Origin of the sequence: Brucella pseudogrignonensis (assembly GCF_002252525.1) — a bacterium.
In the GTDB taxonomy this organism is placed as follows: Bacteria; Pseudomonadota; Alphaproteobacteria; order Rhizobiales; family Rhizobiaceae; genus Brucella; species Brucella pseudogrignonensis.
This window is the reverse complement of record NZ_NNRM01000017.1, coordinates 497,103-521,770: the sequence shown is the minus strand read 5'-3', so window position 1 is coordinate 521,770 and position 24,668 is coordinate 497,103. Positions and strand designations below refer to the sequence as shown.

The following is a 24,668-nucleotide window of genomic DNA, read 5'->3' as shown; positions in this document are numbered from 1 at the left end:
TTGCCATTGGGAGTGCTTTGAAATGCTTCTGAGATTATTCGCCCTCGTCACCGCGATTTTATGCCTCGTATCCGTGGCGAATGCCGAGAGTTTCAATGGCAGCGGTCTCAAGAAACTTGCCGTAGTCGATCCGGTCGATAGCCGTCCCATGGAAGCAGTCGTCTTCTATCCCAGTGCAGCAAAGACGGAAGCTACGAAAATTGGGCCTTATCAGGTTCAGGCGTCACCCACTGCACCGATGGCAGAAGGCCGCTTTCCTCTGATCCTGCTGTCGCATGGCAATATGGGCAGCATGTGGGGGCATCACGATCTGGGCGCATCGCTTGCCCGCAATGGCTACATCGTTGTGAGTGTGACTCATCCCGGCGACAACTTTAAAGACCCAAGCCGATTGGGTACCGTCAGTTCGACCTATGGCCGCCCGATGCAGATTTCAGCAGCATTGACGGCAGCTTTAGACGAAGCTGCACTCGCCCCCCATATCGACAAGGACCGCATCGGTTTCGCCGGCTTTTCGGCAGGCGGCACAACCGGCCTCATCCTTGCAGGTGCTAAGCCGGACCTGTCACGATTTGAAGCTTACTGCGCAAAACGACCAGATGATCATAGCGTCTGCGAGGCAGAGGGTAAGATCAGAAATGACCGCCCTGACCTCGCCCCACAAGCCGACCCGCGCATCAGCGCTTATGTCCTGATGGCACCACTGAGCGTTATCTTCGGGGCCGAGACTCTCAAGTCAGTCACAGCACCGACACTCATCTATGTGGGTGATCAGGATGGAGAATTATCGCCGCAAGAAAATGCCATGGCGCTTGCGCCTGAACTGCCAAAGGCACAGTTGCAAGTCATTGAAAAGGCAGGGCACTTCACCTTCCTCGCGCCATGCTCGGAAGAACTTACAAAACTCGTTGCCGGGTTCTGCATTGATAATCCCGGTATTGTGAGAACCGCACTGCACCAGCGCATGAATGCTGAAATCGCAACATTCTTTGAAAAGAATCTGGAGAAGCGGAACTAATTCGTTGCCTGCTTGGCTTTCGCCGTGATGGGCGCTATGCTTGTCACCATGATAAAATGTTCGAGTACCCCCTGCATCGCGCTCCCGTGATTTGAGCAATCAATCACCAGGAGCATGAACGCAAGCAAACCTCTGGTTTCTTGCGGGGTTTTCGTTTGCATATTTGCAGGCGGATAAATGCCGAGCCTTTCGTTTCACGCGCATCCTATTCCGAAAACCGGTTCCCATTTTTCGGGATGCGCTTGAGACCGGCACTCATGCAGTGAGTATTCTCATGAAAAATTACTTTGAAAGCCCATTCAAGGGCATCACTCTCGACAAACAGGTCACAAATCCAAACATCATTATCGGGCGCTATAGCTATTATTCCGGCTATTACCATGGCCATAGCTTCGACGACTGCGCCCGCTTTCTCCTGCCCGATGAAGGTGCCGACAAGCTGATCATTGGCAGCTTCTGCTCAATCGGATCAGGTGCAGCCTTCATCATGGCGGGCAATCAGGGCCACCGACACGACTGGATCAGCACCTTCCCATTCTTCTTCATGTCAGAAGTGGACATATTCGCAGGCAGCGCGAATGGTTATGCCCCATCGGGCGATACGGTCATCGGCAATGATGTCTGGATTGGCTCTGAAGCGATCATCATGCCGGGCGTGAAAATCGGCCATGGCGCAATTATTGGCACCCGTGCCCTTGTGACGCGTGATGTTGAACCCTATGCGATTGTTGGCGGCAACCCTGCCCGCACCATCCGCTCGCGTTTCGATGAGAACAGCGTCAGTATGCTTCTGGAAATGCAATGGTGGGACTGGACTGACCATCAACTGAAAGGCGCGATGCAGACGCTGACAAATGGCGATGTGGAAGCGCTTTATCGCTATTGGCAGAGTAACGTTTGCGACCAGTGATCTAAAACACGGGAGGCCTGCCTGCGAGTTGCGGGCGGGCCTTTCATTTGGATTTTACGTGGCCGCCTTCTCTGCCAGCTGGTCGCATCAGCTTCTTTTAAGAAACATGATTGCTTTATTCATATTTTCATGTAGGTTTTAAATGACTGACTATCAGTCAGTGAAATTGGCGACCTGAGAGACGGGCTAATGTGTGCGTGCAGGTCTTTCAGGTTGTCAGCCCCAATAACCACGAGACATGAGTGCTTGCGGCTGGTTTCAGCTGCCTCCAGACGTGCAACGCAGATTTCTGGATGCCGCTTAAACCGACACTCGAAGGCCGCAGCAAAAGCGAGATCCTATGTTTCACGATACCGAACAGTGGCCCTATATCGTCACGCTCGCCAAAGGCCCATCATCCATTGAAGAGCTGCGCGCATTCTTCGATAGCTGGAACGCATGGCTGGATGAAGGAAAGCCCTTCATTGCGATCCGGCGGTTTCTCGACACGGAAGCACTTCAGCATCCAGACGGTGCAGCGCGTGAAATCAAGCAATGGTTTCAACAGAATGCCGAACGCATCCGCCATCAGGTCATGGGCATGATTAGCATTGTGCCTGAATCCGTGTATGAGGAAGCAAGCCGCATGGATGCGGAAAAGCTGTTCCGCGTGCCAGCCGGTACATTCTCAAATATCGATGCCGCCTTGCACTGGCTTGATGAACGGGTTGTTCGACCCAACCAGCTTGCTTTTGACAAAGCTGCAATCCGCGCAAAACTGGAAGCAGCCTGAAAACCGGAGTGAAGGATTTGCCAGCAGCCAAGACCAAGTCCCGCACCAAACCGGCGGAAATTCGCCGCAGCGAGCTTATGTCGGCTGCTGAAACGATCTTTCTGGAAAAGGGGTTCGTAGCTACCAGCGTCGACGAGATTGTGCGCAAGGCCGATGTCGCCAAGGGTACATTCTACCTGCATTTTCGCAGCAAGGACGATATCCTTGTGGCATTACGCGAGCGCTTCATTGCCTTTTATTGCGAGCGGCTTGATAGCGAAATGAACAGTGTTCCAGCCAATGACTGGACCACTCGTCTCACAGTATGGGCCAGCACAGGCATTGCGAGCTATCTGGACAACTATCGACTGCATGATCTGGTTTTTCATGACTTTCACCCGCCTATGCGCCATGTGATGCAGGAAAACCCGGCAATCATCCGGCTTGATCAGCTGTTGAGCGAAGGCAAGATAGCGGGTGCTTGGTCAATTGAAAACACACGCTTGCTGGCAACGCTGCTGTTTCATGCGCTGCATGGCGCTGTTGATGATTTTATCATCCGCTCAAACATCACAGAGCGCGATGAAATGGTTCGCGGCGTTCAGGATCTATTTTTAAAAGCAGTCAGATCGTAAGCTTAGTCACTTCTTGACACCAAACACATGCTCCGGTCCCGGAAATGACCGGGTGCGCACTTCTTCCGCATAGGCTTTGGCAGCATCCGACACCTGCGGTGCAAGCTCCGTGAAGCGTTTGACGAAACGCGGCGTAAAATCCTGAAACAGCCCGAGCATGTCATCTGAAACAAGAATCTGACCGTCACAGGCAGGCGATGCACCGATGCCAATCGTCGGAATTAACAGGGTCTGCGTGATTTCGCGCGCCAATGGCTCAACCGTGCCTTCAATGACCAGCGCGAACGCACCAGCTTCTGCAATGGCCTGCGCATCACGGCGGATGCGGTTGGCCTCTTCATCATCGCGACCGAGTGAGCGGAAACCACCAACCGTGTTGACCTGCTGCGGCATCAGCCCGACATGACCGAAGACCGGAATGCCACGCTTGACGAGGAATTCAACCGTCTCAGCCATTTCCTCGCCGCCCTCAAGCTTCACGCCGTCACAGCCGGTTTCCTGCATGATGCGGGCCGCATTGCGGAAGGCCTGCTCTTTGGATTCCTGATAGGTGCCAAATGGCAGGTCGACTGTTACACAGGCATGTTCAACACCACGCATCACTGCTTTTCCGTGCGCAATCATCATATCGAGCGTAACGGCAAGCGTCGAATCCATGCCGTAGAGGACCATGCCAACGGAATCGCCCACCAAAAGAAGATCGCAATGCGGATCGAGCAGCCGGGCAATCGGCGTCGTATAGGCCGTAAGGCTGACAATCGGGCGCACGCCCTTCATTGCTTGAACTGCCTTCGGCGAAAGGCGCTTCTTTTTAACGGTGACACTCATATCAGGCTGCCTTTTCCTGTGCGGCAAGTGCAATCACGCGATTATCGAGCAGCTTTGTGTTTCCAAAACGTACAAATAGAGCGACGAGAAGCGGCCTCCCCTGAACAGTCTCAAGGCGCTCTAGCGTCTGCGGATCGCGAAGCGCCAACACTTCCACCGTCGCCAACGGTTCTGACGCAATAAATGCTCGAATAGCTACTTCCAATGCTTCAGGATCATCTACGCCCGAACCGTAAAGTCGCTCGGCTTCATCCAGCGCTTTTGGCACGATGATTGCCGCGGCGCGCTGCTCAGCTGTCAGATAAACATTGCGCGATGAACAAGCGAGCCCATCGTCCTCACGCACCGTCTCAACACCAACGACCCGTACCGGGATTGCCATATCGTCCACCATGCGGCGGATGATAACGAGCTGCTGAAAATCCTTCTCCCCGAAGTAAGCGGCGTCAGACCCAACGATGTTGAAAAGCTTGCTTACAACGGTCGCGACACCCGCAAAATGGCCGGGACGCGCCTCGCCTTCCATCTGGTTACCAAGTGCTGGCACATCAACCAAAGTCTGCATCGGGCGCGGATACATATCCGATACGGCAGGCGCGAAGAGGAAATCGACATCCGCATTGCGGAGTAGATTTGCATCGCGTTCCAGATCACGCGGATATTTGTCGAGGTCTTCGTTGGCACCAAATTGCAGCGGATTGACGAAGATCGAAACGACGGTGACGTCATTGTCCTCACGCGAGCGGCGAACAAGTTCGAGATGCCCTTTGTGCAGATAGCCCATCGTTGGCACGAGGCCGATAGATTTACCGCTCTTGCGGGCTGCGCCAAGCGCAAAGCGCAAGTCTTCAATCGTATGGATGATCTGCATGAGGGTCTCCCTGCCAACAACCAGATTTTGTCGCAGTCCTACAGCGCGCCCTCAAATATGACAACAGCGCATTTGCTAGTGAATATATGAAAGAGCCCGCGCTTAGTTACCAACTGCACCGCTGACCGTGCCGCCCACTGTTCTGCCAAACCTGTCGATCTGCTCATTATAGGTGCGGCGAGTGTTTGGATCGAAGACGGCAATCGGCGCACTGACAACCAGCGATGCAGCACTGCCTACACCTTGCGCCGTACCAAGAGCCACAGCACCGAGACGCTCACCCAGTCCAATGTCGGAATCGGTGATCGTCTGGCCAGTGACGAGACGCTGACCTATCAACTGCACGACTTCTGGGCTTGCGGCAAACTTGCCGTGATTGAGGCTGTCTCCGGCTTTAAGCTGCGTGAGATCGATGACAGTTATCCCCGCTGTCTCAAGCTGAGAACGATATGGCTCTACCGAAGGGTCGATTTGTCCGAGACGATCAACATTACCCGAGATGAAACGAGAAGCACGCAGGGCTCGGTCGTCGCGCGACGTGAAAAGCGTGAAGCGCGGATGGTCTTTGCCCATCGCGCGGTACTGTTTGCTGAACACATCCACGTCGAGATCAGGGGACGCGAGAATGACATCGCTAATCTTCGGATTAACACGCTTGTCGCGGATCGCCATCTGGCGCAGAGCTTCAACCGTCAACCAACTGCCCATGGAATGAGCCATGACAGTGATATCTTTTACACGCGGATCTTCGGCGATTTTACGCAAAGTCGTTTCAAGTGCATCGCGTGAATAATTCGTGCTTTCCTTGTCGTAATTATAGTCAAACACGCTGCCGCGCGACGGCCATGTGAAGATGACAGGTGCAACCTCGGCACCTGAATCATGAACGATCTGCGCGAAACGATAGACCGAATCCTCATAGGTGTTGTTGAACCCGTGGACGAACACCATCACACGCCGAGATTTCGGCAGGCTGTGCTGAAGCCACTGACGCGCACCAGTTTCGGTATTGATCGCTTTGACCTCAACTGTGGCAAAATCCTTGAGCGGATTGGCGGGCAGCTTCTTTGGCCATTGAACTTCGCCGACCTTGCGGTTCTTTTCAGGCGGGATGGAGACCATGATCTCAGTCAGGCTGATGTCCTGATCGCGTTCGCCGGAAAATAGCGTTCCTGGATTGCCGGAAGGCGCGCGCGTAGTTGCCACCAGAAGATCGACCTTTGATGCGCCGGGAACACTTGCAGCAATAGGAACGAGAACACCATCCGGACGGCTTGCACAGCCGGTGATCAGCGTCAGGCAGACAAGCAATGCCGGGGCAGTACGACGAATGATGCTCCGCAAAACCCAACTCTCCTGACAAGATACAAACCGAAGAGCGCTCTCACCATCACGGAGCGCGCGGTTAATATATTCTTTACCTGAGAGGATATGCCAAGTCCTAAATGTGGGGGCTGTGGAAAGATCGTCCCGATGCGGCATCTTGGTTACACACTGTTTCCGCAACAGCCACTTTTCTGCAGATCCCAAGCGCCCGATATTTGAACCAACAGCGCGGGCAAATCCGCTTTTGCGCAGGAGGACATACAATGACTTCAGAACTTAAGCCGCAACTCACAGGGTTGCATCATCTGACAGCCATTACCGCTGATGCACCGGGCAATCGTCGCTTCTATACCGACACGCTCGGGCTTCGACTTGTCAAGAAAACCGTCAATCAGGATGACACCAGCGCATATCATTTGTTCTATGCCGATGGGCTGGCATCTCCGGGGACTGACATTACCTTTTTCGATTGGCCCGTCCATCGTGAACGGCGCGGCACACACAGTGTTTCGCGGACAGGATTGCGCGTGAACGGGGTTGCAAGCCTGGATTGGTGGCGCAATCACCTCAAAGGAAAGGGTATCGAAACCGGCGACATATTCGAGATTGCCGGTCGCGCAGTTCTCGATTTTGAGGACCCGGAAGGCCAGCGGCTGCGCTTGACCGATGATGGTGGCATAGGCGCATCGCATAGCTGGGAGAAAAGCCCGGTTCCTGCTGAGCGGCAGATACGTGGCCTTGGCCCGATCACGCTAAGTGTTCCGGATCTGGCACCGACAAAAATCGTGCTGGAAAAGGTGATGAACATGCGTGAAGCTTGCGACTATGCATCGCCTGATGGCGAAGGCCATGTCCATGTCTTTGAAATGGGTAACGGTGGTGCGGGTGCTGAGTTGCACATCGCTGTGCAGCCTAATCTGGAACCTGCTGCCCAGGGAGCAGGTGCAGTGCATCATGTTGCTTTCCGTACTCCGGATCAGGAAACCATGCAGGAATGGGTGGATCGTCTGAGAACGTTTCGTATTCCATCAAGCGGTGAGGTCGAGCGCTATTATTTCCGCTCGCTCTACTTCCGCGAACCCAATGGCGTTCTGTTTGAAATCGCAACCGATGGTCCTGGCTTCGCAGTTGACGAACCACTTGAAACCCTCGGCGACAGCTTATCACTGCCGCCATTCCTTGAAGGAAAACGACAGGCGATTGAAAAGGGCTTGAAGCCTCTCGATTAAACAACAAAAGGGCCGCCGGAGATCTTCGGCGGCCCTTTTTCTTATCTCTTACAAACGGTCAGAGCTTTTGCTGCAGCCATTCACCGGTCAGCCGGACATCTTCATCCGACAGCCCGTGACCACCTTCTGCGGAAAGAACGTCTACTGCAGCCTCATCCGCCCGCAAGGCCGCTTCCAGTTTGCCGGATGCATCTCCAAATGGATCACCTATCCCGTTGAGTAACAGGACAGAAGCGTCCGAAAGGTCCGCAATTGGCTGCTCTTCCAAAACATCCGTTGCGCGCAGCAATACAGCCTTACGCACGACATGCGGATGCAGCCGCATGAAAGCCGCAAGTAAATTCGCCCCGTTGGAATTGCCTATGAAGGCAGTTCGTTCAGGGTCGATGCGGTAAGCAGCAACCGCCCCCTCGACAAAAGCTTCAAAAGCCTCCGCCTCAAACCGAATGTCGTTCTGGTCGAACCGTTTCAGGTCGAACCGGCGAAACCAGCGCTGAATGCCCTCTTCGGTGCTACGTCCGCGAACACCAAGTAGCGTTGCACGAGGCGCGGCAAGACGAGCAAGCGGCATGAGATCGTTTTCATTGCCACCCGTCCCATGCAAAAGAATGAGCGTCGTGCCATCCGGGTTTTCCGGCTGATGAATACGATGCACAAACGGCAATTCGCGATAGATCACCCGCTCCTCGCCCGGCAGACCAAATTGAGGCATACGAGCACGGATCGCGTCAGCCTGCTGCTCGTTGCCCGGCGGCACAAAAAGAGCTTGGCCGAGTGTCTCCACCGTTTCGTCAACAGTGAACCCGGGCGCGTCTGTGGCAAACTCAAACAGAGTTCCGCCCGGCTCGCGGACATAGAGAGATGTGAAGTATTTGCGATCATGCACATTCACTTCGCTGGAGTTAAGCTTTGAAAGCTCCTTCTCCAGTGTCGTCACATCGTCAGTTGTTGCGGCACGGAAAGCCACATGATCGGCAATACCCGTTCCCGGAATACCCGGCCAGAAACCACTTGCGTCGCGCACGTCAATTGCATCACCTGAATCGGAAACGAGACGATCTATCGTGCCTTCTTTCGTCTGAGAATGAAAACCGAAGTAACGCTCGATGAAGCTGACAGTTTGCTCAGGCTGCTCGGACAGGATCGTGGCCGAACGGATGCGGCGCACGGCATGTTCTGTCGGAACGTCACCAGACACCCATGCGTCATTGGCTGCAAGATCGCTACCGACCAGCTTGACGATCACGCCATCTGGGTCGCGCAGGCGCAGCACTGGCTCGCCAAACTCTTGCACCGGACCTTCGGACTGCACATGATAGCGCAATGCCCGCTCCAGCCAGAAGCCAACAGAAGAACGATCAATGGCAAGCGCAATTTCGCTGACCTGACCATGACCGACACGGCCTTTCGCACCATCTTCCCAGACGAGGAAAGTGATCAGCGAGCCGGGCGTGCCCGAGCGATCACCATAGAAGAGGTGCAACTGCTCGGCATCTTCAAAGCCGCCAGTCTGCTTGACGATACGCAGGCCCAAAAAGCCTGCATAGAAATCGACATTGGCCTGAACCTTGCGCGTAATGAGCGTGAGGTGATGGATGCCGCTGGTCATGATTGCGATCTCCCGCTTTTGTGGCGGCAAGTCTCTCAGACAGAGGCACTCACCGCAAATGTGAACTTGCCCGAGAGATAGTTTACATCGGCTCAAATGCCCATGGGGCTATGCGGCGACGCACTGTTAACAGATCAGAATGTGTTTTTGGGAGATTAGAAAAAGAAAAAGGCCGCGCGGGAGGAGGATGCGCGGCCTGATCTTGAATACGGCTGGGAGGAGGAGTGCCGTATTCGTCATCGGGTTCTGGGAGGAGGAGTGAACCCGATGAGCAATGTTTACCTTGAGCCTCTTTATTCAACAACGACCAATAACGCATAACAGTTATGCAAATACGCCGATGCTTAAGTTTGTTGCAGAAATGTGAATATAAGAGTTCCGCTCATTAAATAAGCATTTGTAGAAAAATATGCTGCTAAAACAATGATTCAAAGAAGATGGGCAATGAAAGGCGCAGCCAGAACATTGACCAGTCCGACAAGCACCATCACGAGGCCAGCGATCGAACCTTCTTCTCTGCCAATCTGGTGCGCCTTGGCGACGCCTGCACCATGCGCGCCCATGCCGAACAGCGCGCCGCGTGCGAGCGTCGAGCGCAATGGCAGCCAGTTGAGCATGAGTTCGCCCAGAGCTGCACCAAAAACGCCGGTGATGACCACAAAGATTGCCGTCAGGTCAGGCGTGCCGCCAATATCGCCGGACACCGTCATGGCAAAAGGCGTACTCATCGAGCGCGGCATCAGACTGAGGCTGATCGCATCATTGAGGCCAAGAAGGTGCGCCAGCCCCCATGCGGAGAGCATCGCCGACGAACTGCCCATCACCACACCGACCAGCAAAACAGGCCAGTACCGACGAATGGTTGCGCGTTGCTGATAGATCGGAATGGCAAAGGCTACGGTCGCAGGGCCAAGTAAAGCCACAAGCCAATGTGTTGCGCCAAAGTAGCTGCGATAATTTTCATTCATGCCAATGAGAAGCGCCATCAGCAGCAATGGTGTAACGGCAAGCGGTGTCAGCCACCACATTGGAAAGCGGCGGTAGACGCGCTTTGCTGCCAGGTAAAGGAGGATTGTGGCCGCTGACCAAAACAGCATCGCCACATAGGGATTACTTAGCGGCATAGCGCACACTCAGGCGATAGCACATATCAACAGTAAGTGCTGTCACTGTCATCACAGTCAGCGTGCCAACCAAAATAACAGCCATGATCTTCACCCCGAGCATTCCGAGCAGCTCCTGATGCTCAAGAACGGCGAGAACCGCAGGCACAAAGAACAAAAGCATTTCCGCCAGAAACCATTCCGCGCCACGCTTCATGCTGAACAGGCTGATGCGACCACTTAAGAGCAGCGCCAGAACCAGCGCCATGCCGACAATACCACCGGGTAGCGGCAGTCCAACCAGGCGGACAAAACCCTCACCTGCCAGCCAGAAGCCGAACAGGGTCGCAATCTGCATCAGACGGCTGTTGTGCAGCGCATAGCGAAAGCGGATCATCAGGTTATGGGTGGTCATGGTCATGTTCCAGTGCGGGTGTTTGTGAATTCAATATAGGGGCTGCGCCGCCATTCCAGAAATGAATTGATTTCATTGCAGCTATTCCATAATAGAATAGCTTATGAACTTACGCGGCTTTCAGGCTTTCGTGGAAGTGGTGCGACAGGGCGGCTTTTCGGCCGCGGCCCGCACCATCAATGCCACCCAATCCACCGTCAGCAAGACGGTGCGGCAGCTCGAAGAAGAACTCGGGCTCACATTGCTTGACCGAGAGGCCACCCCACCCCGCCTGACAAGTGCAGGCGAAATCGTCTACCGCCGCGCATTGGCGATGCTGACCGAAAAAGATGATATGCTGACCGAGCTCGGCGAGTTGCGCGGACTTAAGCGCGGGCTCTTGCGACTTGGCTTGCCACCCATCGGCTCCAGCGTTTTGTTTGCTCCGGTCTTTGCAGCCTTTACCAAGCTCTACCCCGATATCGACATTCAGCTTGTCGAACACGGCAGCAAGCGGCTGGAAGAGCTTTTGCTGGCTGGCGATGTGGAACTTGCCGCCTCGCTTCTGCCCGTCGAAGAGAGCTTCGAATGGCAGGAGGTCCGCTGCGAACCGGTCGTAGCCCTGCTTCCAGCCAATCACAGTTTCACCGATGATGGTGGCATTCCCTTGTCGGACATTGCGAGCCTGCCCTTCATTCTTTTCGAAAGCGGCTTCGCGCTCAATCATATCATTCTGGATGCGTGTCATCAGCGTGGATTGTTTCCGCATGTCGCCGTGCGCTCCAGCCAGATCGACTTTATTGTCGAGTTGGTGGCGGCAGGCATGGGTATTGGCTTTCTGCCGCAAATGATCGCCGAACAGCGCAAGAATCCCGGCGTTCGCATCCATCGGATCAGAGACGCGGAAGTGAATTGGGACTTGGCCTTGATCTGGCGCAAAGGCGCGTTTCTTTCCCATGCCGCAAGAGCATGGCTTGCGCTTTGCAAAGGCGAAAACGACAGCGGCAAAGCTTGAAAGCAACAAGCCAACGCCTATCTCGATAGAAGATACCGATGTGCGTGAGCTTTGCTCAGCAGGCACCATAAGGCTTTAAGAGGAGGCCATCATGGAAGGTCAGGTTATATTCTACAAAGACGATCGCATCATTTACCGGCATCACGTCGAAGTGCATGACGACGATTATTCAAAGGGCGTAAATGATGCCCTTATCGCCTTTCAGCGCAACTATGCCGGTTTTGATCTTGCAGGCGACGACATTCACATCCGCTTTAAAAAGCCGGGCGAAGTTTGAAGCTGCCTTATAGACGCTTCGCCTGAGTAATCAGGCGAAAGCTGCTTCACGGGCTACGCGATGAATGTCATCTCGCGTCAGACCGAGATCATAAAGCTCGCGGTCAGTGCAACCGCTCAACTCGCGCAGATTTTCGCGATACTGCATCCAACGGGAAAACTGGGTACGGAGGTGGTTCATTGTGGTATCCCCTTATATTCAGCACCTTCTAAGCGCTGAGCTTTTTACCTTCCTCCCAATATGAAGCTTCCGTCTTTTTAATCGTTTTGAGAAGTGCATAAACTGCATGGCTGCAATGACGTCAGCGCTGACACAATGAGCAACCCGCAGTAACGCAGTTCGTTACTGCCCGCGATAAAAGTGATCGGCAAAACACCTCTCCATAGAGTTAGGAGGGCGTTCGAAACTTGTAATCTTCGGATTTTAACTAAATCTGTTTATCTGGCTTAACAGAATAAGATTCCCCAACGTATGAACAAAACGATATTTATTGTCGGGAACGGTCCTCTCGACCGTGATCTGTCTTCTGAAATTGACGCAGCCGATCTTGTCCTTCGTTTCAATGAACCGCGCGTCTCTCTCGGAATGAGCGGCACAAAAACCGACATGTTGATGCTTGCAACATCGAGCAAGCAGATGGAACAATGGATCAAAGATCCGACTTTCATAAATTCAGAGATTGTTCGAAAGACCCCTGAAGTTCTGTTTGCATTTCATCCGAGCATCATCAAGCGGTTCCACCACCACCCCAATTTTCTCTCACGCCTAAAAGGCCGCCGCGCTGACTGGACCAATCAGGCAATTGATTATTTCGGTCGTGCTGGAAAGAAGATCCGCATCATGCCTTCGCAGGATTATTTCGCTGTTTGTGAAGAGCTTGGCATTGGCGCTGACCGCATGAAGACAGTCTTTCCCAGCACTGGCTTCTTCGGTATCTGGCTTGTTCTGCGTAAATACTCTTTACCCGATTGGGACGTCAAAATCTGTGGCTTCAGCTGGGAAGGCTGGAAGCGGCACGACTGGGCAGCCGAGCGCAAGTGGATCGAAGAAAAGATCGCTGCGGGAGATCTTCATAAAGTAGGCTAGTAAGTGTGACTTGCGAAAATTAAGCGCATAGCAGATATAGAACGCCGCTTCGGCTGAATTTACTTTTTGCGCGCTCAGGTTTTACATGAACATCAAGGCCTTTATCATCCACTTGGCGCGCTCGACCGATCGCGGACCGCAAGTCGACAAACTCATTCGTGAACTGCCTGTCAAAACAGAAGTCATTGACGCTGTTGACAGCCGCGCACTCGCAGACGCGGAAATCAAACGCGTTTACCGCCGCAAACTTCATGCGCCGCGTTATCCTTTTGAATTGAGCAAGAATGAAATCGCGTGCTTTCTGTCGCATCGCAAAGCTTGGCAGGCCATTGTTGATCAGAAACTCGATGCCGGTTTTATCATCGAAGACGACATCGAACTGACAGCCGTTTTTAACGCCGCCTTCCATGCCGTCACCAATCATTTTGAGCCAGGCAGCTTCGTACGATTCACTTTCCGCGACGATCGCGAACATGGTCGCGAAGTGTTTCGCAACGACCAGATACGCATCATCATTCCCAATCCAATCGGGCTTGGTATGGTGGCGCAGCTTGTGAGTTTCGACGCGGCTCAGAAATTACTTGCAGCGACAGAACAGTTCGACCGACCTGTCGACACCACTGTACAAATGCGCTGGGTGACGGGCCTGCAGCCGCTTGCAGTCATTCCAGGCGGGGTCAAGGAAATCTCCGCACAGCTTGGCGGGACGACCATCCAGCACAAGAAGTCCTTCTCAGATAAGCTTGCGCGTGAGATCCTGCGCCCAATCTACCGGATGCGTGTGCGTCGCTTTTCTGCAAGATCGAAGTGAAACAAATGGCTGTTCCGATTCTTCTCTATCATCAGATTGCCCCTCTCCCACATAAGAAGATTCCTTTTCGCGGGCTTTGGGTGCATCCGGACAAGTTTCGAAACCAGATGGCCTGGCTGAAGAGGCTTGGTTATCAAGGCCTCTCACTGCGCGATGCCATGCCTTATATTAAAGGCGAGAAGACCGGCAAAGTCGCAGTCATCACCTTCGATGACGGATTTCTCAATAATTATGAGAATGCGCTGCCGGTTCTTGCCGATTTTGGCTTCACAGCAACCAACTATTTCGTTGCCAATCAAGTTGGCGGCAGCAATGTGTGGGATCAGGCCATGGGTGTGCCGCTGACGCCTTGTATGTCAGTCGCGCAGATGCGTGAATGGGCAGCACTCGGCCACGAAGTCGGCGCGCATACAATCGATCACGTCAATCTTGAACAGATACCGGAAGACGAAGCTCGCCAGCAGATCGCCCTATCCAAGACTATGCTCGAGGACATGCTTGGATCAGAAGTGACTAACTTCGCTTATCCCTATGGCGGGAATCATGCCGTGCATCGCGAGATGTGCCGCGAAGCCGGATATGAAACTGCAACAACGACTGTCCGTGCCCGCGCACGAGCATCCGACGATCCATTCGGTATGCCGCGGGTCTATGTACGCCGCCGAGATTTGGCACCAAAATTCATCTACCGCCTGATGACCAGATAGTTCGCCTTTTTTGTTCAGATACTGAAAACCGGCTATTTGTTTGATTTTGATCAATGCAGCTTCACGAAAGCGTGGCAAATTGCCCGTCATTGCGGCATGGACGCAATCGAGCAAAAGCGGTACTAGAGCAGTAACAAGGAGCGTATAATGGACTATCGCCGGTTTTTTGAAGAAGCGATCGACCAGTTGCACGCCGAGAAGCGTTACCGCGTGTTTGCTGATCTTGAACGCATTGTGGGCCGCTTCCCCCGAGCTACCTGGCGTAACAATGGCACTGCCCGTGAGATCACCGTTTGGTGCTCGAACGACTATCTTGGCATGGGGCACCATCCTGATGTCATTAAAGCAATGTGCGATACAGCCAACAATACAGGCTCCGGCGCAGGTGGAACCCGCAATATTTCGGGTAACAACCATCCGCTCGTAGAGCTGGAAGCAGAACTTGCCGATCTGCATGGCAAGGAAGCCGGTCTCGTCTTCACATCAGGTTTCGTTTCCAACGAAGCATCGATCTCGACAATTGCACGGCTGCTTCCAAATTGCCTGATCCTTTCTGACGAATTGAACCACGCTTCAATGATCGAAGGCGTGCGTCGCTCCGGTGCAGAAAAGAAGATTTTCCGCCATAACGACGTCGAGCACCTCGAACAGCTTCTGAAAGCTGCGGACCATTCCCGTGCCAAGCTGATCGTGTTTGAATCCGTTTATTCGATGGATGGCGACATTGCGCCTATCGAAAAGATTGTAGACCTCGCCGACAAATATAACGCCATGACCTATATCGATGAGGTCCATGCTGTTGGCATGTATGGCGCCCGTGGTGGTGGCATCACCGAACGTGACGGCCTTGCCGATCGCATCGACATTATCGAAGGCACGCTTGCCAAGGCATTTGGCGCGCTGGGTGGCTATATCACCGGTTCTCGCGCAATCATCGATGCCGTGCGCTCTTATGCGCCGGGCTTCATTTTCACGACGTCGCTTCCGCCAGCTGTTGCTGCTTCCGCGACCGCTGCGATCCGTCACCTGAAGGTTTCGCAGGTCGAACGCGATGGCCAGCAGCGTCAGGCGCAGCGCGCCAAGGACGTTCTGTCGGCCGCCGGGTTCCCCGTCATGTCTTCGGAAACACACATCGTACCAATTCTGGTTGGCGATCCGGAACTTTGCAAGAAAGCCAGCGACCGTCTTCTCGACGTGCATGGCATCTATATTCAGCCAATCAACTATCCGACTGTGCCACGCGGCACCGAACGCCTGCGCATCACTCCGTCACCATTGCATGACGACCTGCTGATTGATGGTCTCAAGGATGCATTGTTGGAAGTCTGGAACACGCTTGGCATCCCATTTGCAGAACCGGATGCACCGAAAGCTGCTAATTCAGACCGCATCATTCCGCTGATGGTTTCCAAAGCGGGCGGCTGATAAGTTCAGCAATAAAGCATCAAAAAAGGCCGGTTTTCACCGGCCTTTTTGCTATTCATCATCGACTGTGTAGACCCGAAGGCGATGCCCATCCGGATCGGCAGCAACGAAACTGCGTCCAAAATCAAGGTCGGTCGGCAGCATGAGGATGGAAGCCCCCTTCGCCTTCCAATCAACATACATTGAATCGACCATTCCCGGTTCATTCACGCGGAAGCCAAGATCAGCCGCCCCGCCTGCGGCGGTTGGTGCCGGTTCAACGCCAGTTTTTTTCCAAAGGCCCAAGCCAAGACCAGAAGGCAAAATGAACATACCAAATGTCGGGCTGGCCGCTACCGGCTCCTGCCCGAGCAGCTTTGTATAAAAGCGAATGCTTGCGTCTGTGTCGGTGACGAAAAGCAGGATACTGTTCTTGTCGATCATCAAAATGTCCTCTGTAAAATTGTGACATCCTCGATCTACAGCACCACACTGCCAGTTTTTGGCAGTATCATAATTCGCGTGGTTTAATTCCTTGTGTCTCACGCCACTCACGCAACAGAGTCTGACGGCGTTTCGGATAACGCTGTTCCACAACGTCAACCGCAGCAATTCTGTCCGTGCGAAAGTGCCGGAAGCCTTCACGCAATTCGCACCACGCAACGAGCACGCGCGCATCATCAAAAAATGAAAGTGCAAACGGCCAGATCACGCGCTTTGTCACTTGGCCATTGCCGTCCTGATAATCGAGCAGAACTTTGCGTTCAGCCCTGATCGCTTCGCGAAGAATTGCAGTATCGATGCCATCGGTCGGCAGCTTTGCACTCGGACCGACAAGGAGCGTTGAGGTATCAAGCGTTGCCCGCAATTCATCGGGCAAGACAGCGCTTATGCGTGCAAGTGCGCCTTTTGCAGCATCCTGAAGCTTGTGGTCGGTTCGCTCCGCCACCCACCGCGCACCCAGTACCAGCGCATCGATCTCTTCGGGACGAAACATCAATGGAGGCAACAGAAAGCCGGGTTTGAGTACATAGCCAATACCCGGTTCACCCTCTATCTCTGCCCCCTGCGCCTGCAAACTTGCAATATCGCGATACAGCGTGCGGATACTGACACCGGTTTCCGCGGCAAGCGTTTTGCCACTAACCGGCCGACGGTGACGGCGCAACGCCTGCAAGAGTTCAAAAAGACGTTCTGATCGGGACATAATCTGAGATGTATCGCATTAGCCTGCTGCCAGATAGTGGCAGTAGGGCTGATTTGGGCGATAAAGCCCTATCCGAAGCTAACCGCTATCTCTGATTGATCCATTGCACCAGCCTCGCTGCCGATTCATCCACCTGTTGCGGATCGCGACAGAAGCAAAGACGGAAGAAGCCCTCACCACCCAGACCAAATGCGCTGCCCGGTGCGAGACCGACATTTGCATTATCGACCATATCGATCGCAGCCTGGACCGAATTCGTCACACCTTCGACGCCGAAGAACAGATAGAAAGCACCCTGTGGCGGCGCCAAACGCACCCTGCCAGTTTCCTGCAACGTCGCGCAGAGACGGTCCCGCGTTGAACGCGCACGCTCCACCTGCATGGCAATGAAGTCATCTCCATGGTCAAGTGCCGCAACCGCACCGCGCTGCATGAACTGCGCCACACCGGAATTGGAATACTGAATCATGTTCTCGACAACAGGGCCGATGGACGGATGTACCGTCATCCAACCCACGCGCCAGCCGGTCATCGCCCAGTTCTTTGAGAAGGAATTGACGAAGATGATACGGTCATCCGGCTCCATGATATCCATGAAGGATGGCGCACGCCCACCGCCATAATAGAAATGGGTGTAAATCTCGTCGGCAATGATCCAGATGCCCTTCTCACGGGCCAGATTGAGGATGAAGCGCAGCGTCTCAACATCGGCAGTCCAGCCAGTCGGATTGGACGGCGTATTGATGAACATGGCGCGGGTGCGTGGTGTAATCGCCGCAGCAATCTTCTCAGGATCAAGAACCCAGCCATTGGCGCCGAATTCTAGCTCGACCGGCACAGGAACTGCCCCTGCAAGCCCTGCCGCGCCAACGAAGTTAGGCCAGGCAGGCGAAAGATAGATTGCTTCTTCACCCGCACCAGTGGTTGCCTTCAGCGCCATTTCAATGGCGTGCATTCCTGAACCGGTGACATAGAAGTTTTCAGGATTGAAGGATTGCGGAAAATGACGCGCGTGATAACGGGCAAGCGCTTCACGGAGTTCAGGAATGCCAGCCTGCCACGTATAGAAGGTTTCACCATCTGCGATACCCTTCTGGGCCGCCTCACGGATGAAATCAGGAGTGGGCAGATCGCCCTCTCCAACCCATAGCGGAATTAGTCCCGGCTTACCCCGGCCATGATTGGCAACGGCAACAATGCCGCTTTCGGGTGACTGGGCTGCTTCAGGTCGAAGTTTGGCGATAAGCGTCATTTGTTCCCACATAAAATCCGGTTGTGCTTGCACCTGATTAGCAAGGAGCACACATGAAATCATGTGGTATTTTGTGATGATCTGATCAGTCTTATTGATAGATCAAACGAGAAACGGAGCCCGAAGGCTCCGCTCTTGAGAAACTATTCTGAAAGCAATCAGGCTTTGCTCTGCTTTGCCAGAAGATCGCGGATTTCGGCCAGCAGAACTTCATCGCGTGGCAGCTCTGCTGCAGCTTCCGGCTTGGCTTCTTCCTTCTTCTTGAGGCGGTTCATCGCCTTGACCACGATGAAGAGAACCCAGGCAACGATCAGGAAGTTGATGAGCAGGGTAACGAAGTTACCATAAGCAATGGTCGCGCCAGCTTCACGAGCAGCAGCGAGCGTGGACTTTGGATCGCCAGCAAGCTGGATGAACATGTTGGAGAAGTCGATACCACCGGTGATCAAACCAATGACCGGCATGATGATGTCATTGACGATGGAGTTAACGAGACCACCAAATGCCCCGCCGATGATAACACCGATGGCCAGATCGACCATGTTGCCCTTGAGAGCAAATTCTCTGAATTCTTTCAACATTAGCCAGTATCCCTCTCAAACACGAGCTTAACCGGGGCCGTCTTTGCTGCGGGTAAGCTTCGCCAGATAAATCACTACGATGAACTCCTGCGATCAGCCACGATCACAATTGTTCGCTCGCTAGATTGTAGGCGAAAATATTCAAAGAAAAGATGAACTTTCAAAAAGCACCAATTAGAGGCGTCTTTTTTTAAACTAGCTAAAGAAAGAGGCGCAGAAAATGCGCCTCTTATTTTTGATCTTAAGCTGCAAAGCGTTTTGTTGCTTCAATCAATTCGTGGGTGATGCCCGGTTCAGTAACGGAATGCCCACTATCTTCAACGATCTTCAGATCGGCTTCGGGCCACATCTTCTTGAGTTGCCATGCATTAATGAATGGCGTGCAGATATCATACCGTCCATGAACTATGACGCCCGGAATCTGTCGGATACGCTCGACATTCCGAAGAAGCTGGTCATCGCTTTCGAGGAAGCCACGGTTCTGGAAATAGTGACATTCGATCCGGGCGAAAGCGACCGCGTAGAGGTCTTCGCCGAAGGCTTCGACACGCGCTGGATCAGGCTGGATCGACAACACCGATCCTTCCCAACGCGCCCACAGACGAGCCGCAGCAAGCTGCACCTGCGGATCTCGATCCGTCAGACGCTTATAGTAAGCTGCGATCATATCACCGCGTTCATCTTCCGGAATATGCTCCTGATAGGCCTCAAAGTGATCCGGGAAGATGATGCTTGCACCATTGGAGTACATCCAATCGACTTCAAACCGGCGCACCATGAAAATGCCGCGCAGAATGATTTCCGAGACATGCTCAGGATGAGTTTCGGCATAGGCCAGCCCCAGTGTCGAGCCCCATGAGCCGCCGAATACCTGCCATTTATCTAGACCGAGATGAGCGCGGATATGCTCCATATCGGCCACGAGATCCCAGGTGGTATTCTCGCGCAGTTCAGCATGAGGCGTGGAGCGTCCGCAACCGCGCTGATCGAAAAGGATGATACGATATTTCTCGGGATCGTGCAGACGACGCATGGCAGGCGTGATGCCGCCGCCGGGACCGCCATGAATCATGATAACGGGTTTGCCATCAGGATTGCCGCATTGTTCGACATGGATGCGGTGCAGAGGCGAAACCTGCAGCATCTCTTCCTTGAAGGGCTGGATTTCAGGATAAAGCGTATTGCGCGTCATAAAGTGCCTTTTCGTTCCCGTTAGAGCCGTTCCCATCTTTGCCGGGTCGCTCTCGTTCATATGTGAAATTAGCACATAATGCGGCCAGAAGGCGGCAATGCGACATATGTTCAAGCCAAATACCGCTATTTTTGGTTGCCCGGATTGAAAATCGGCATAAAACAAAAGAGTTGCATGTAATAATGCATCGCTCGGGGAGGACATAGAAAATGGCGTGCGAGGCTTATGCAGTTTATCATCGCTGACGACCATCCGCTTTTCAGAGGCGCGTTGCGGCAGGTTCTGTCCAGTTTGCCTGAAGAGGCTGAAATCATCGAAGTCGGAGATTTCGATGCCGCGAAAAAACTGGTCGTAGAACGCGACGATATTGATCTGCTGCTGCTGGATCTTACGATGCCCGGAGGCACGGGCCTTTCCGGTCTGGTCACGCTTAAAGCGCTTCAGCCCGCTCTCCCGATCATCATTGTTTCAGCAACCGATGATGCCGCAACAATCCGCCACGCGGTCGAACTCGGTGCATCGGGTTTCATATCCAAATCGGCCAGTATGGAAGCCATTGGTGAAGCCGTACATGCGGTTCTTGCCGGCGACATCTGGACACCATCAGACATCGATCTTGATCAGGCACATGATCCGGAAATCGAAACGCTGATCAACAAGATCAGAACGCTTACACCGCAGCAAACGCGTGTTCTCACCATGCTCGCCGAGGGATTGCTCAACAAGCAGATCGCCTATGAGCTGAATGTTTCGGAAGCCACCGTCAAGGCACATGTCTCCGCTGTTTTGCAGAAGCTTGGCGTTGACAGCCGCACACAGGCGGTCATTCTTCTGTCACGCATTGGTAATGATGCGTTGAGCTCAGAGCCACTCTGATAATTCATTCCGCTGCTGATTGGCGCTGATGCAATGCGCTCGATAAAAGCGAGCGCAGGGCTGCGGGACGCAGCGGCTTGTTTAATACCGTCACGTTCTCGTCGTCGGCTCGTTTGCGAACTTCCTTGGAACGATCAGCCGTCAGCAGAATAGCCGGAATCTCGTGCCCGAAAGTCTCGCGCGTGAAACCGATCATATCCAGCCCGTTCTCATTATCGAGATGATAGTCAGCCACGATAATATCCGGTGCCACTTCACGCTCGACACAGAACACTTTCAGCCCGGCACCACCGCGCAGCGTTGTCACATTGCAGCCCCAGCCATTGAGCAGGGTTTCCATCCCGGCCAGAATATTGGCGTCGTTGTCGATGCAGAGCACGTCAAGCCCCGTCAGACTGGAGGCACGTTTCACGCCCTTGCGGCTGGCGATTTCCTCAACCGGCACCGCTTCATCGCTGATCGGAAGACAGAGCGTGAAAACGCTACCCTTGCCCGGGTCCGATGAAACCGTCAGCGGTAGTTCGAGCATCCGTGCGATACGATCGACGATCGAAAGACCAAGCCCCAGTCCTTCTGCCTCGCGCATTCCTTCATCGAGGCGCGTGAATTCGCGGAAAACGAGTTTAAGCTTCGGCTTCGGGATACCGATACCTGTATCAAGCACCTGCAATTCCACAACATTGCCGCGACGACGGACGCCTAAGAGAATGCCGCCTTTACGGCTGTATTTGATAGCATTGGAAACGAGGTTCTGGATAAGACGACGCAGCATGTTGCGATCAGTCTTGACCACGATACTCGATGGAACCACGCGCAGTTTCAGCCCTTTTTTGCGTGCCATCGGCGTGAAATCAGTGGCGATCTGGCTCAAAAGCCGGTCGAGCCGGAAGGCCGAAACTTCAGGCTTCAGCGCACCCGTATCAAGTCGCGATATATCGAGGACCATTCCGAGAATGGCTTCCACTGATTCAAGTGAAGAATCGATGTTTCGGGCGAGCTGGCTTGTTTCTGCACGACCGAGTTTTTCGGCCAGTGCGGTGCTGTAAAGCCGTGCTGCATTGAGCGGTTGCAAAATGTCGTGACCAGCCGCAGCAAGAAAGCGCGTCTTACCCAGATTGGCTTCTTCGGCGACGCTCTGCGCTTTGGCAAGTTTCTGGTTCACATGGGTTAGTTCTGCCGTACGGTCAGCAACGCGCTGCTCCAGCACTTCCGCGGCCCGCTGACGGCTGATATCCGCCTCGACCTCATCAGTAATATCGGTATAGGTCGCCACGAGACCGCCATCTGGCATCGGATTGGAATTGATTTCCAACACCTTACCCGTCGATTTCAGCGTCAGACGCCACGGTTTGCGCAATGTCGCCAGCGAACGAATGGCGGCGTTCTGTGCATTGGCTGCGAGATCGCCGCTACGCGCCAGATGCTCCACAATCTCGGATACCGGTATGCCCACCTGCATCACTTCATCAGGCAGATCGAACAGCCTGCGAAACTGACGGTTCCAGCAGGTTAGCCGCAAGTCCTTATCGAGAACCGTGATACCCTGGTCCATCTGGTCGAGAGCGATCTGCAAAAGATCGCGGTTTTGTTGCAGGGCAACGGAAGCATCATCCAGCAACTGCCGCGCATCGCGTGCTGATGCGTCATTGCGCTTGAGCAGCAAGGACAGAACCAGACGTGCCGACGAAGAGCCGACGGCCGTGCCAAGCAATTGTTCTGCGTAGCGGATGAGCGGCGTGTCAACTGTCATGCCCGGATCAAGCCTGCGCTGCTCACGCCCTTCAAAACGCAGGAAAGCGCGCTCTACACGTTCGGCACCGAGATAACGGGCCATGGTTGCTTTGAGTTCGGCAACGGTAACGGTTGTGCGGAAACGCTTGAGCGTGGGGGTGCCTATAAAATAGCGTGGCAGGAAAATACTGGCTTGAATACGTTCAAGCGGCGTCGAGGCACGCGACAGCGAGCCAAGAAGATAGAACAACGTATTAGCGGCCAGGCTCCAGACCACGCCATTGGTGAGCGGTAGCATGTCAGTGCCAAACAGCGCTTCTGGGCGTAGAGCCGTGAACCCCAGAAATCCATCCCGCAAAATGGCAGCATTTTCAGGCGCAACCGTCGGCAACAACAGAGTGTAGGCCCAGATCAGAAAGCCCGCCGAAAGGCCCAGCATCGCCCCGCGCCCATTGGCATTGCGCCAGAACAGGCCGCCAATAAAAGACGGCACGAATTGCGCAATGGCCGCAAAGGATATGAGGCCAATGGATGCGAGATGAATATTATTCGACGCCATGCGGTAATAGGCGAAGGCCAGTGCCAGAATACCGATAATCGTCAGCCGCCGGGTATTGAGAATGATCATCGTCAGATCACGCTGCTCTGTCGGATGGCGCACGGCCAATCTGCGGATGATTAGCGGCAGAACAAGGTGGTTGGAGATCATGATCGAGAGCGCCACGCAGGCGACAATCACCATCGCGGTCGCAGCCGAAAGCCCACCTAAAAACGCAATCAACGCCAGCCAGTGTGCACCGGCTGAAAGTGGCAAAGCTAGTACATAAAGATCGCCGCTCACCGTATTTCCAAGCGTCATCACGCCAATCAGCGCAATCGGGAAAACGAAGATATTGATCAAGATCAGATAGAGCGGAAACAGCCACGAAGCCGTGCGCAGTTCTTTTTCGCTGCGGCTTTCCACGACCGTTACATGAAACTGTCGCGGCAGCATGATGATGGCCGCAGCACTCAGCATCGTATGCACAATCCATGTGCCGATGGATGTTTCGTAGTGAAATGCATCAAGTGCTGCGGGCGATTGCGAGATCTTCTCTATCAGTTCACCGGGCGACCCAAACACGAAGAAAGTGCAGGCTAGTCCCACAGCAAGGAATGCGGAGAGTTTGATCACTGATTCGAGCGCAACCGCCAGAATAAGCCCATTCTGGTGCTCTGTTGCATCCGTATGGCGCGTACCGAACAGGATCGCAAAGACCGCCAGAACCGCTGCCACAGGCAGCGAAATATCGCCAAACACAAAGGACGAAGGATCGAAGGCAGAGCCGTAATGCTCCATCACCAGACCGACACTGCCGGAAACAGCTTTGAGCTGTAGCGCGATATAAGGAATGGACCCTACCGCTGCGATACAGGTTGCCAGCGACGCCACACCAAAGCTCTTGCCATAGCGCGCTGCCAGAAAATCGGCGATGGAAGTGATATGCTCAGCCTTTGCAAGCCGCACAATATGACGCAGCAGACGATTGCCAAGCGTGAAAACCAGAATAGGCCCGATATAGATGCCTAAGAACTCAAGCCCGCGCTGGGCTGATAAACCGACCGAGCCGAAGAAGGTCCACGAAGTGCAGTAAACGGCAAGACTGAGTGCGTAAATATAGGGACGCGGGACACTACTCCAGCGCGCAGCACGTCTGTCACCGATGCTTGCCACCGCAAACAGCATCAACAGATACAGAAATGCGACGCCTATAATTCCCCAGCCCTGCATTGCCGGACTTTCCTCCCCTGCCACCCCCCCTTTATTGGTAAAGTAGACTAGGGAAGGCAAGCATTTTCAGGCAAAACACGCAAG

Annotated in this window: 25 protein-coding genes; 12 read left to right on the top strand and 13 right to left on the bottom strand. The window is 53.9% G+C overall.

The annotated features are described in order from the left end of the window. Nucleotides 1-22 precede the first annotated feature (22 nt). The 4 genes from CEV34_RS09050 (at nucleotide 23) to CEV34_RS09035 (ending at nucleotide 3,314) form a co-directional block, all read left to right on the top strand. Nucleotides 23-1,018, top strand: a complete 996-nt coding sequence (locus CEV34_RS09050) for an alpha/beta hydrolase family protein (RefSeq protein ID WP_007873544.1) — start codon at nucleotides 23-25, stop codon at nucleotides 1,016-1,018. Between the two features lie 274 nt (nucleotides 1,019-1,292). After that, the gene (gene catB, locus CEV34_RS09045) at nucleotides 1,293-1,928 is read left to right on the top strand and encodes a type B chloramphenicol O-acetyltransferase (protein WP_007873542.1); all 636 of its coding nucleotides are present in this window, start codon (nucleotides 1,293-1,295) and stop codon (nucleotides 1,926-1,928) included. Between the two features lie 340 nt (nucleotides 1,929-2,268). Then, entirely contained in the window at nucleotides 2,269-2,700 is a 432-nt protein-coding gene (locus CEV34_RS09040; RefSeq protein ID WP_007873541.1) for a hypothetical protein, read from the top strand. An 8-nt stretch (nucleotides 2,701-2,708) separates the two neighbouring features. Then, nucleotides 2,709-3,314, top strand: a complete 606-nt coding sequence (locus CEV34_RS09035; protein ID WP_007873540.1) for a TetR/AcrR family transcriptional regulator — start codon at nucleotides 2,709-2,711, stop codon at nucleotides 3,312-3,314. Between the two features lie 6 nt (nucleotides 3,315-3,320). Here the strand turns inward: CEV34_RS09035 and panB are convergent, their stop codons facing one another. The 3 genes from panB to CEV34_RS09020 all read right to left on the bottom strand — a co-directional run bounded on the left by panB (nucleotide 3,321) and on the right by CEV34_RS09020 (nucleotide 6,357). Next, a complete protein-coding gene (gene panB, locus CEV34_RS09030; RefSeq protein ID WP_007873539.1) occupies nucleotides 3,321-4,142 on the bottom strand; it encodes a 3-methyl-2-oxobutanoate hydroxymethyltransferase in 822 nt (273 codons plus the stop codon). 1 nt (nucleotide 4,143) lies between these two features. Continuing rightward, a complete protein-coding gene (gene panC, locus CEV34_RS09025) occupies nucleotides 4,144-5,013 on the bottom strand; it encodes a pantoate--beta-alanine ligase (RefSeq protein ID WP_007873538.1) in 870 nt (289 codons plus the stop codon). Between the two features lie 102 nt (nucleotides 5,014-5,115). Further along, nucleotides 5,116-6,357, bottom strand: coding sequence for an alpha/beta hydrolase (locus CEV34_RS09020; protein ID WP_007873537.1), 1,242 nt, complete (start codon nucleotides 6,355-6,357; stop codon nucleotides 5,116-5,118). A gap of 245 nt (nucleotides 6,358-6,602) precedes the next feature. On the opposite strand from CEV34_RS09020, the gene CEV34_RS09015 reads away from it, so the two are divergent. Then, nucleotides 6,603-7,568, top strand: a complete 966-nt coding sequence (locus CEV34_RS09015; RefSeq protein ID WP_007873536.1) for a ring-cleaving dioxygenase — start codon at nucleotides 6,603-6,605, stop codon at nucleotides 7,566-7,568. A gap of 58 nt (nucleotides 7,569-7,626) precedes the next feature. On the opposite strand, the gene CEV34_RS09010 is transcribed toward CEV34_RS09015, so the two are convergent. The 3 genes from CEV34_RS09010 to CEV34_RS09000 form a co-directional block, all read right to left on the bottom strand. Next, complete coding sequence (locus CEV34_RS09010) at nucleotides 7,627-9,177, bottom strand: VOC family protein (RefSeq protein ID WP_007873535.1); 1,551 nt, start codon at nucleotides 9,175-9,177, stop codon at nucleotides 7,627-7,629. A gap of 428 nt (nucleotides 9,178-9,605) precedes the next feature. Then, entirely contained in the window at nucleotides 9,606-10,301 is a 696-nt protein-coding gene (locus tag CEV34_RS09005; protein ID WP_007873533.1) for an LrgB family protein, read from the bottom strand. Further along, nucleotides 10,288-10,695, bottom strand: a complete 408-nt coding sequence (locus tag CEV34_RS09000; RefSeq protein ID WP_007873532.1) for a CidA/LrgA family protein — start codon at nucleotides 10,693-10,695, stop codon at nucleotides 10,288-10,290. The genes CEV34_RS09005 and CEV34_RS09000 overlap by 14 nt, the downstream gene beginning before the upstream one ends. 103 nt (nucleotides 10,696-10,798) lie before the next feature. Here CEV34_RS09000 and CEV34_RS08995 point away from each other — a divergent pair, with 103 nt between their 5' ends. Both CEV34_RS08995 and CEV34_RS08990 read left to right on the top strand, forming a co-directional pair. Next, entirely contained in the window at nucleotides 10,799-11,689 is an 891-nt protein-coding gene (locus tag CEV34_RS08995; protein WP_007873530.1) for a LysR substrate-binding domain-containing protein, read from the top strand. 91 nt (nucleotides 11,690-11,780) lie between these two features. Next, entirely contained in the window at nucleotides 11,781-11,966 is a 186-nt protein-coding gene (locus CEV34_RS08990; RefSeq protein ID WP_007873529.1) for a hypothetical protein, read from the top strand. Nucleotides 11,967-11,996: 30 nt separating this feature from the next. Here the strand turns inward: CEV34_RS08990 and CEV34_RS08985 are convergent, their stop codons facing one another. Further along, a complete protein-coding gene (locus tag CEV34_RS08985; protein ID WP_007873528.1) occupies nucleotides 11,997-12,146 on the bottom strand; it encodes a DUF1127 domain-containing protein in 150 nt (49 codons plus the stop codon). A gap of 291 nt (nucleotides 12,147-12,437) precedes the next feature. Here CEV34_RS08985 and CEV34_RS08980 point away from each other — a divergent pair, with 291 nt between their 5' ends. The 4 genes from CEV34_RS08980 to hemA all read left to right on the top strand — a co-directional run bounded on the left by CEV34_RS08980 (nucleotide 12,438) and on the right by hemA (nucleotide 15,995). Beyond that, complete coding sequence (locus tag CEV34_RS08980; protein ID WP_007873527.1) at nucleotides 12,438-13,052, top strand: glycosyltransferase family 29 protein; 615 nt, start codon at nucleotides 12,438-12,440, stop codon at nucleotides 13,050-13,052. An 85-nt stretch (nucleotides 13,053-13,137) separates the two neighbouring features. Then, nucleotides 13,138-13,863: a glycosyltransferase family 25 protein gene (locus CEV34_RS08975; protein ID WP_007873526.1), complete on the top strand. Its 726-nt coding sequence runs from the start codon at nucleotides 13,138-13,140 to the stop codon at nucleotides 13,861-13,863. A gap of 5 nt (nucleotides 13,864-13,868) precedes the next feature. Further along, on the top strand, nucleotides 13,869-14,570 hold the full coding sequence (locus CEV34_RS08970) for a polysaccharide deacetylase family protein (protein ID WP_007873525.1): 702 nt from the start codon (nucleotides 13,869-13,871) through the stop codon (nucleotides 14,568-14,570). 147 nt (nucleotides 14,571-14,717) lie between these two features. Then, on the top strand, nucleotides 14,718-15,995 hold the full coding sequence (gene hemA / locus CEV34_RS08965; protein ID WP_007873524.1) for a 5-aminolevulinate synthase: 1,278 nt from the start codon (nucleotides 14,718-14,720) through the stop codon (nucleotides 15,993-15,995). A gap of 51 nt (nucleotides 15,996-16,046) precedes the next feature. On the opposite strand, the gene CEV34_RS08960 is transcribed toward hemA, so the two are convergent. The 5 genes from CEV34_RS08960 to pip all read right to left on the bottom strand — a co-directional run bounded on the left by CEV34_RS08960 (nucleotide 16,047) and on the right by pip (nucleotide 20,206). Further along, on the bottom strand, nucleotides 16,047-16,418 hold the full coding sequence (locus tag CEV34_RS08960; protein WP_007873523.1) for a VOC family protein: 372 nt from the start codon (nucleotides 16,416-16,418) through the stop codon (nucleotides 16,047-16,049). A 67-nt stretch (nucleotides 16,419-16,485) separates the two neighbouring features. Further along, nucleotides 16,486-17,181 carry a helix-turn-helix transcriptional regulator gene (locus CEV34_RS08955; RefSeq protein ID WP_007873521.1) on the bottom strand — a complete coding sequence of 232 codons (696 nt, stop codon included), beginning with the start codon at nucleotides 17,179-17,181 and terminating at the stop codon, nucleotides 16,486-16,488. A gap of 85 nt (nucleotides 17,182-17,266) precedes the next feature. Continuing rightward, nucleotides 17,267-18,433, bottom strand: coding sequence for a pyridoxal phosphate-dependent aminotransferase (locus tag CEV34_RS08950; RefSeq protein ID WP_007873520.1), 1,167 nt, complete (start codon nucleotides 18,431-18,433; stop codon nucleotides 17,267-17,269). A gap of 158 nt (nucleotides 18,434-18,591) precedes the next feature. Continuing rightward, nucleotides 18,592-19,014: a large conductance mechanosensitive channel protein MscL gene (gene mscL / locus CEV34_RS08945; RefSeq protein WP_007873519.1), complete on the bottom strand. Its 423-nt coding sequence runs from the start codon at nucleotides 19,012-19,014 to the stop codon at nucleotides 18,592-18,594. A 241-nt stretch (nucleotides 19,015-19,255) separates the two neighbouring features. Next, nucleotides 19,256-20,206: a prolyl aminopeptidase gene (gene pip / locus CEV34_RS08940; protein WP_007873518.1), complete on the bottom strand. Its 951-nt coding sequence runs from the start codon at nucleotides 20,204-20,206 to the stop codon at nucleotides 19,256-19,258. Nucleotides 20,207-20,431: 225 nt separating this feature from the next. On the opposite strand from pip, the gene CEV34_RS08935 reads away from it, so the two are divergent. Beyond that, on the top strand, nucleotides 20,432-21,082 hold the full coding sequence (locus CEV34_RS08935; protein WP_007873517.1) for a response regulator transcription factor: 651 nt from the start codon (nucleotides 20,432-20,434) through the stop codon (nucleotides 21,080-21,082). Between the two features lie 4 nt (nucleotides 21,083-21,086). On the opposite strand, the gene CEV34_RS08930 is transcribed toward CEV34_RS08935, so the two are convergent. After that, the gene (locus CEV34_RS08930) at nucleotides 21,087-24,584 is read right to left on the bottom strand and encodes a PAS domain-containing hybrid sensor histidine kinase/response regulator (RefSeq protein WP_007873516.1); all 3,498 of its coding nucleotides are present in this window, start codon (nucleotides 24,582-24,584) and stop codon (nucleotides 21,087-21,089) included. Between the last annotated feature and the right edge of the window lie 84 nt (nucleotides 24,585-24,668).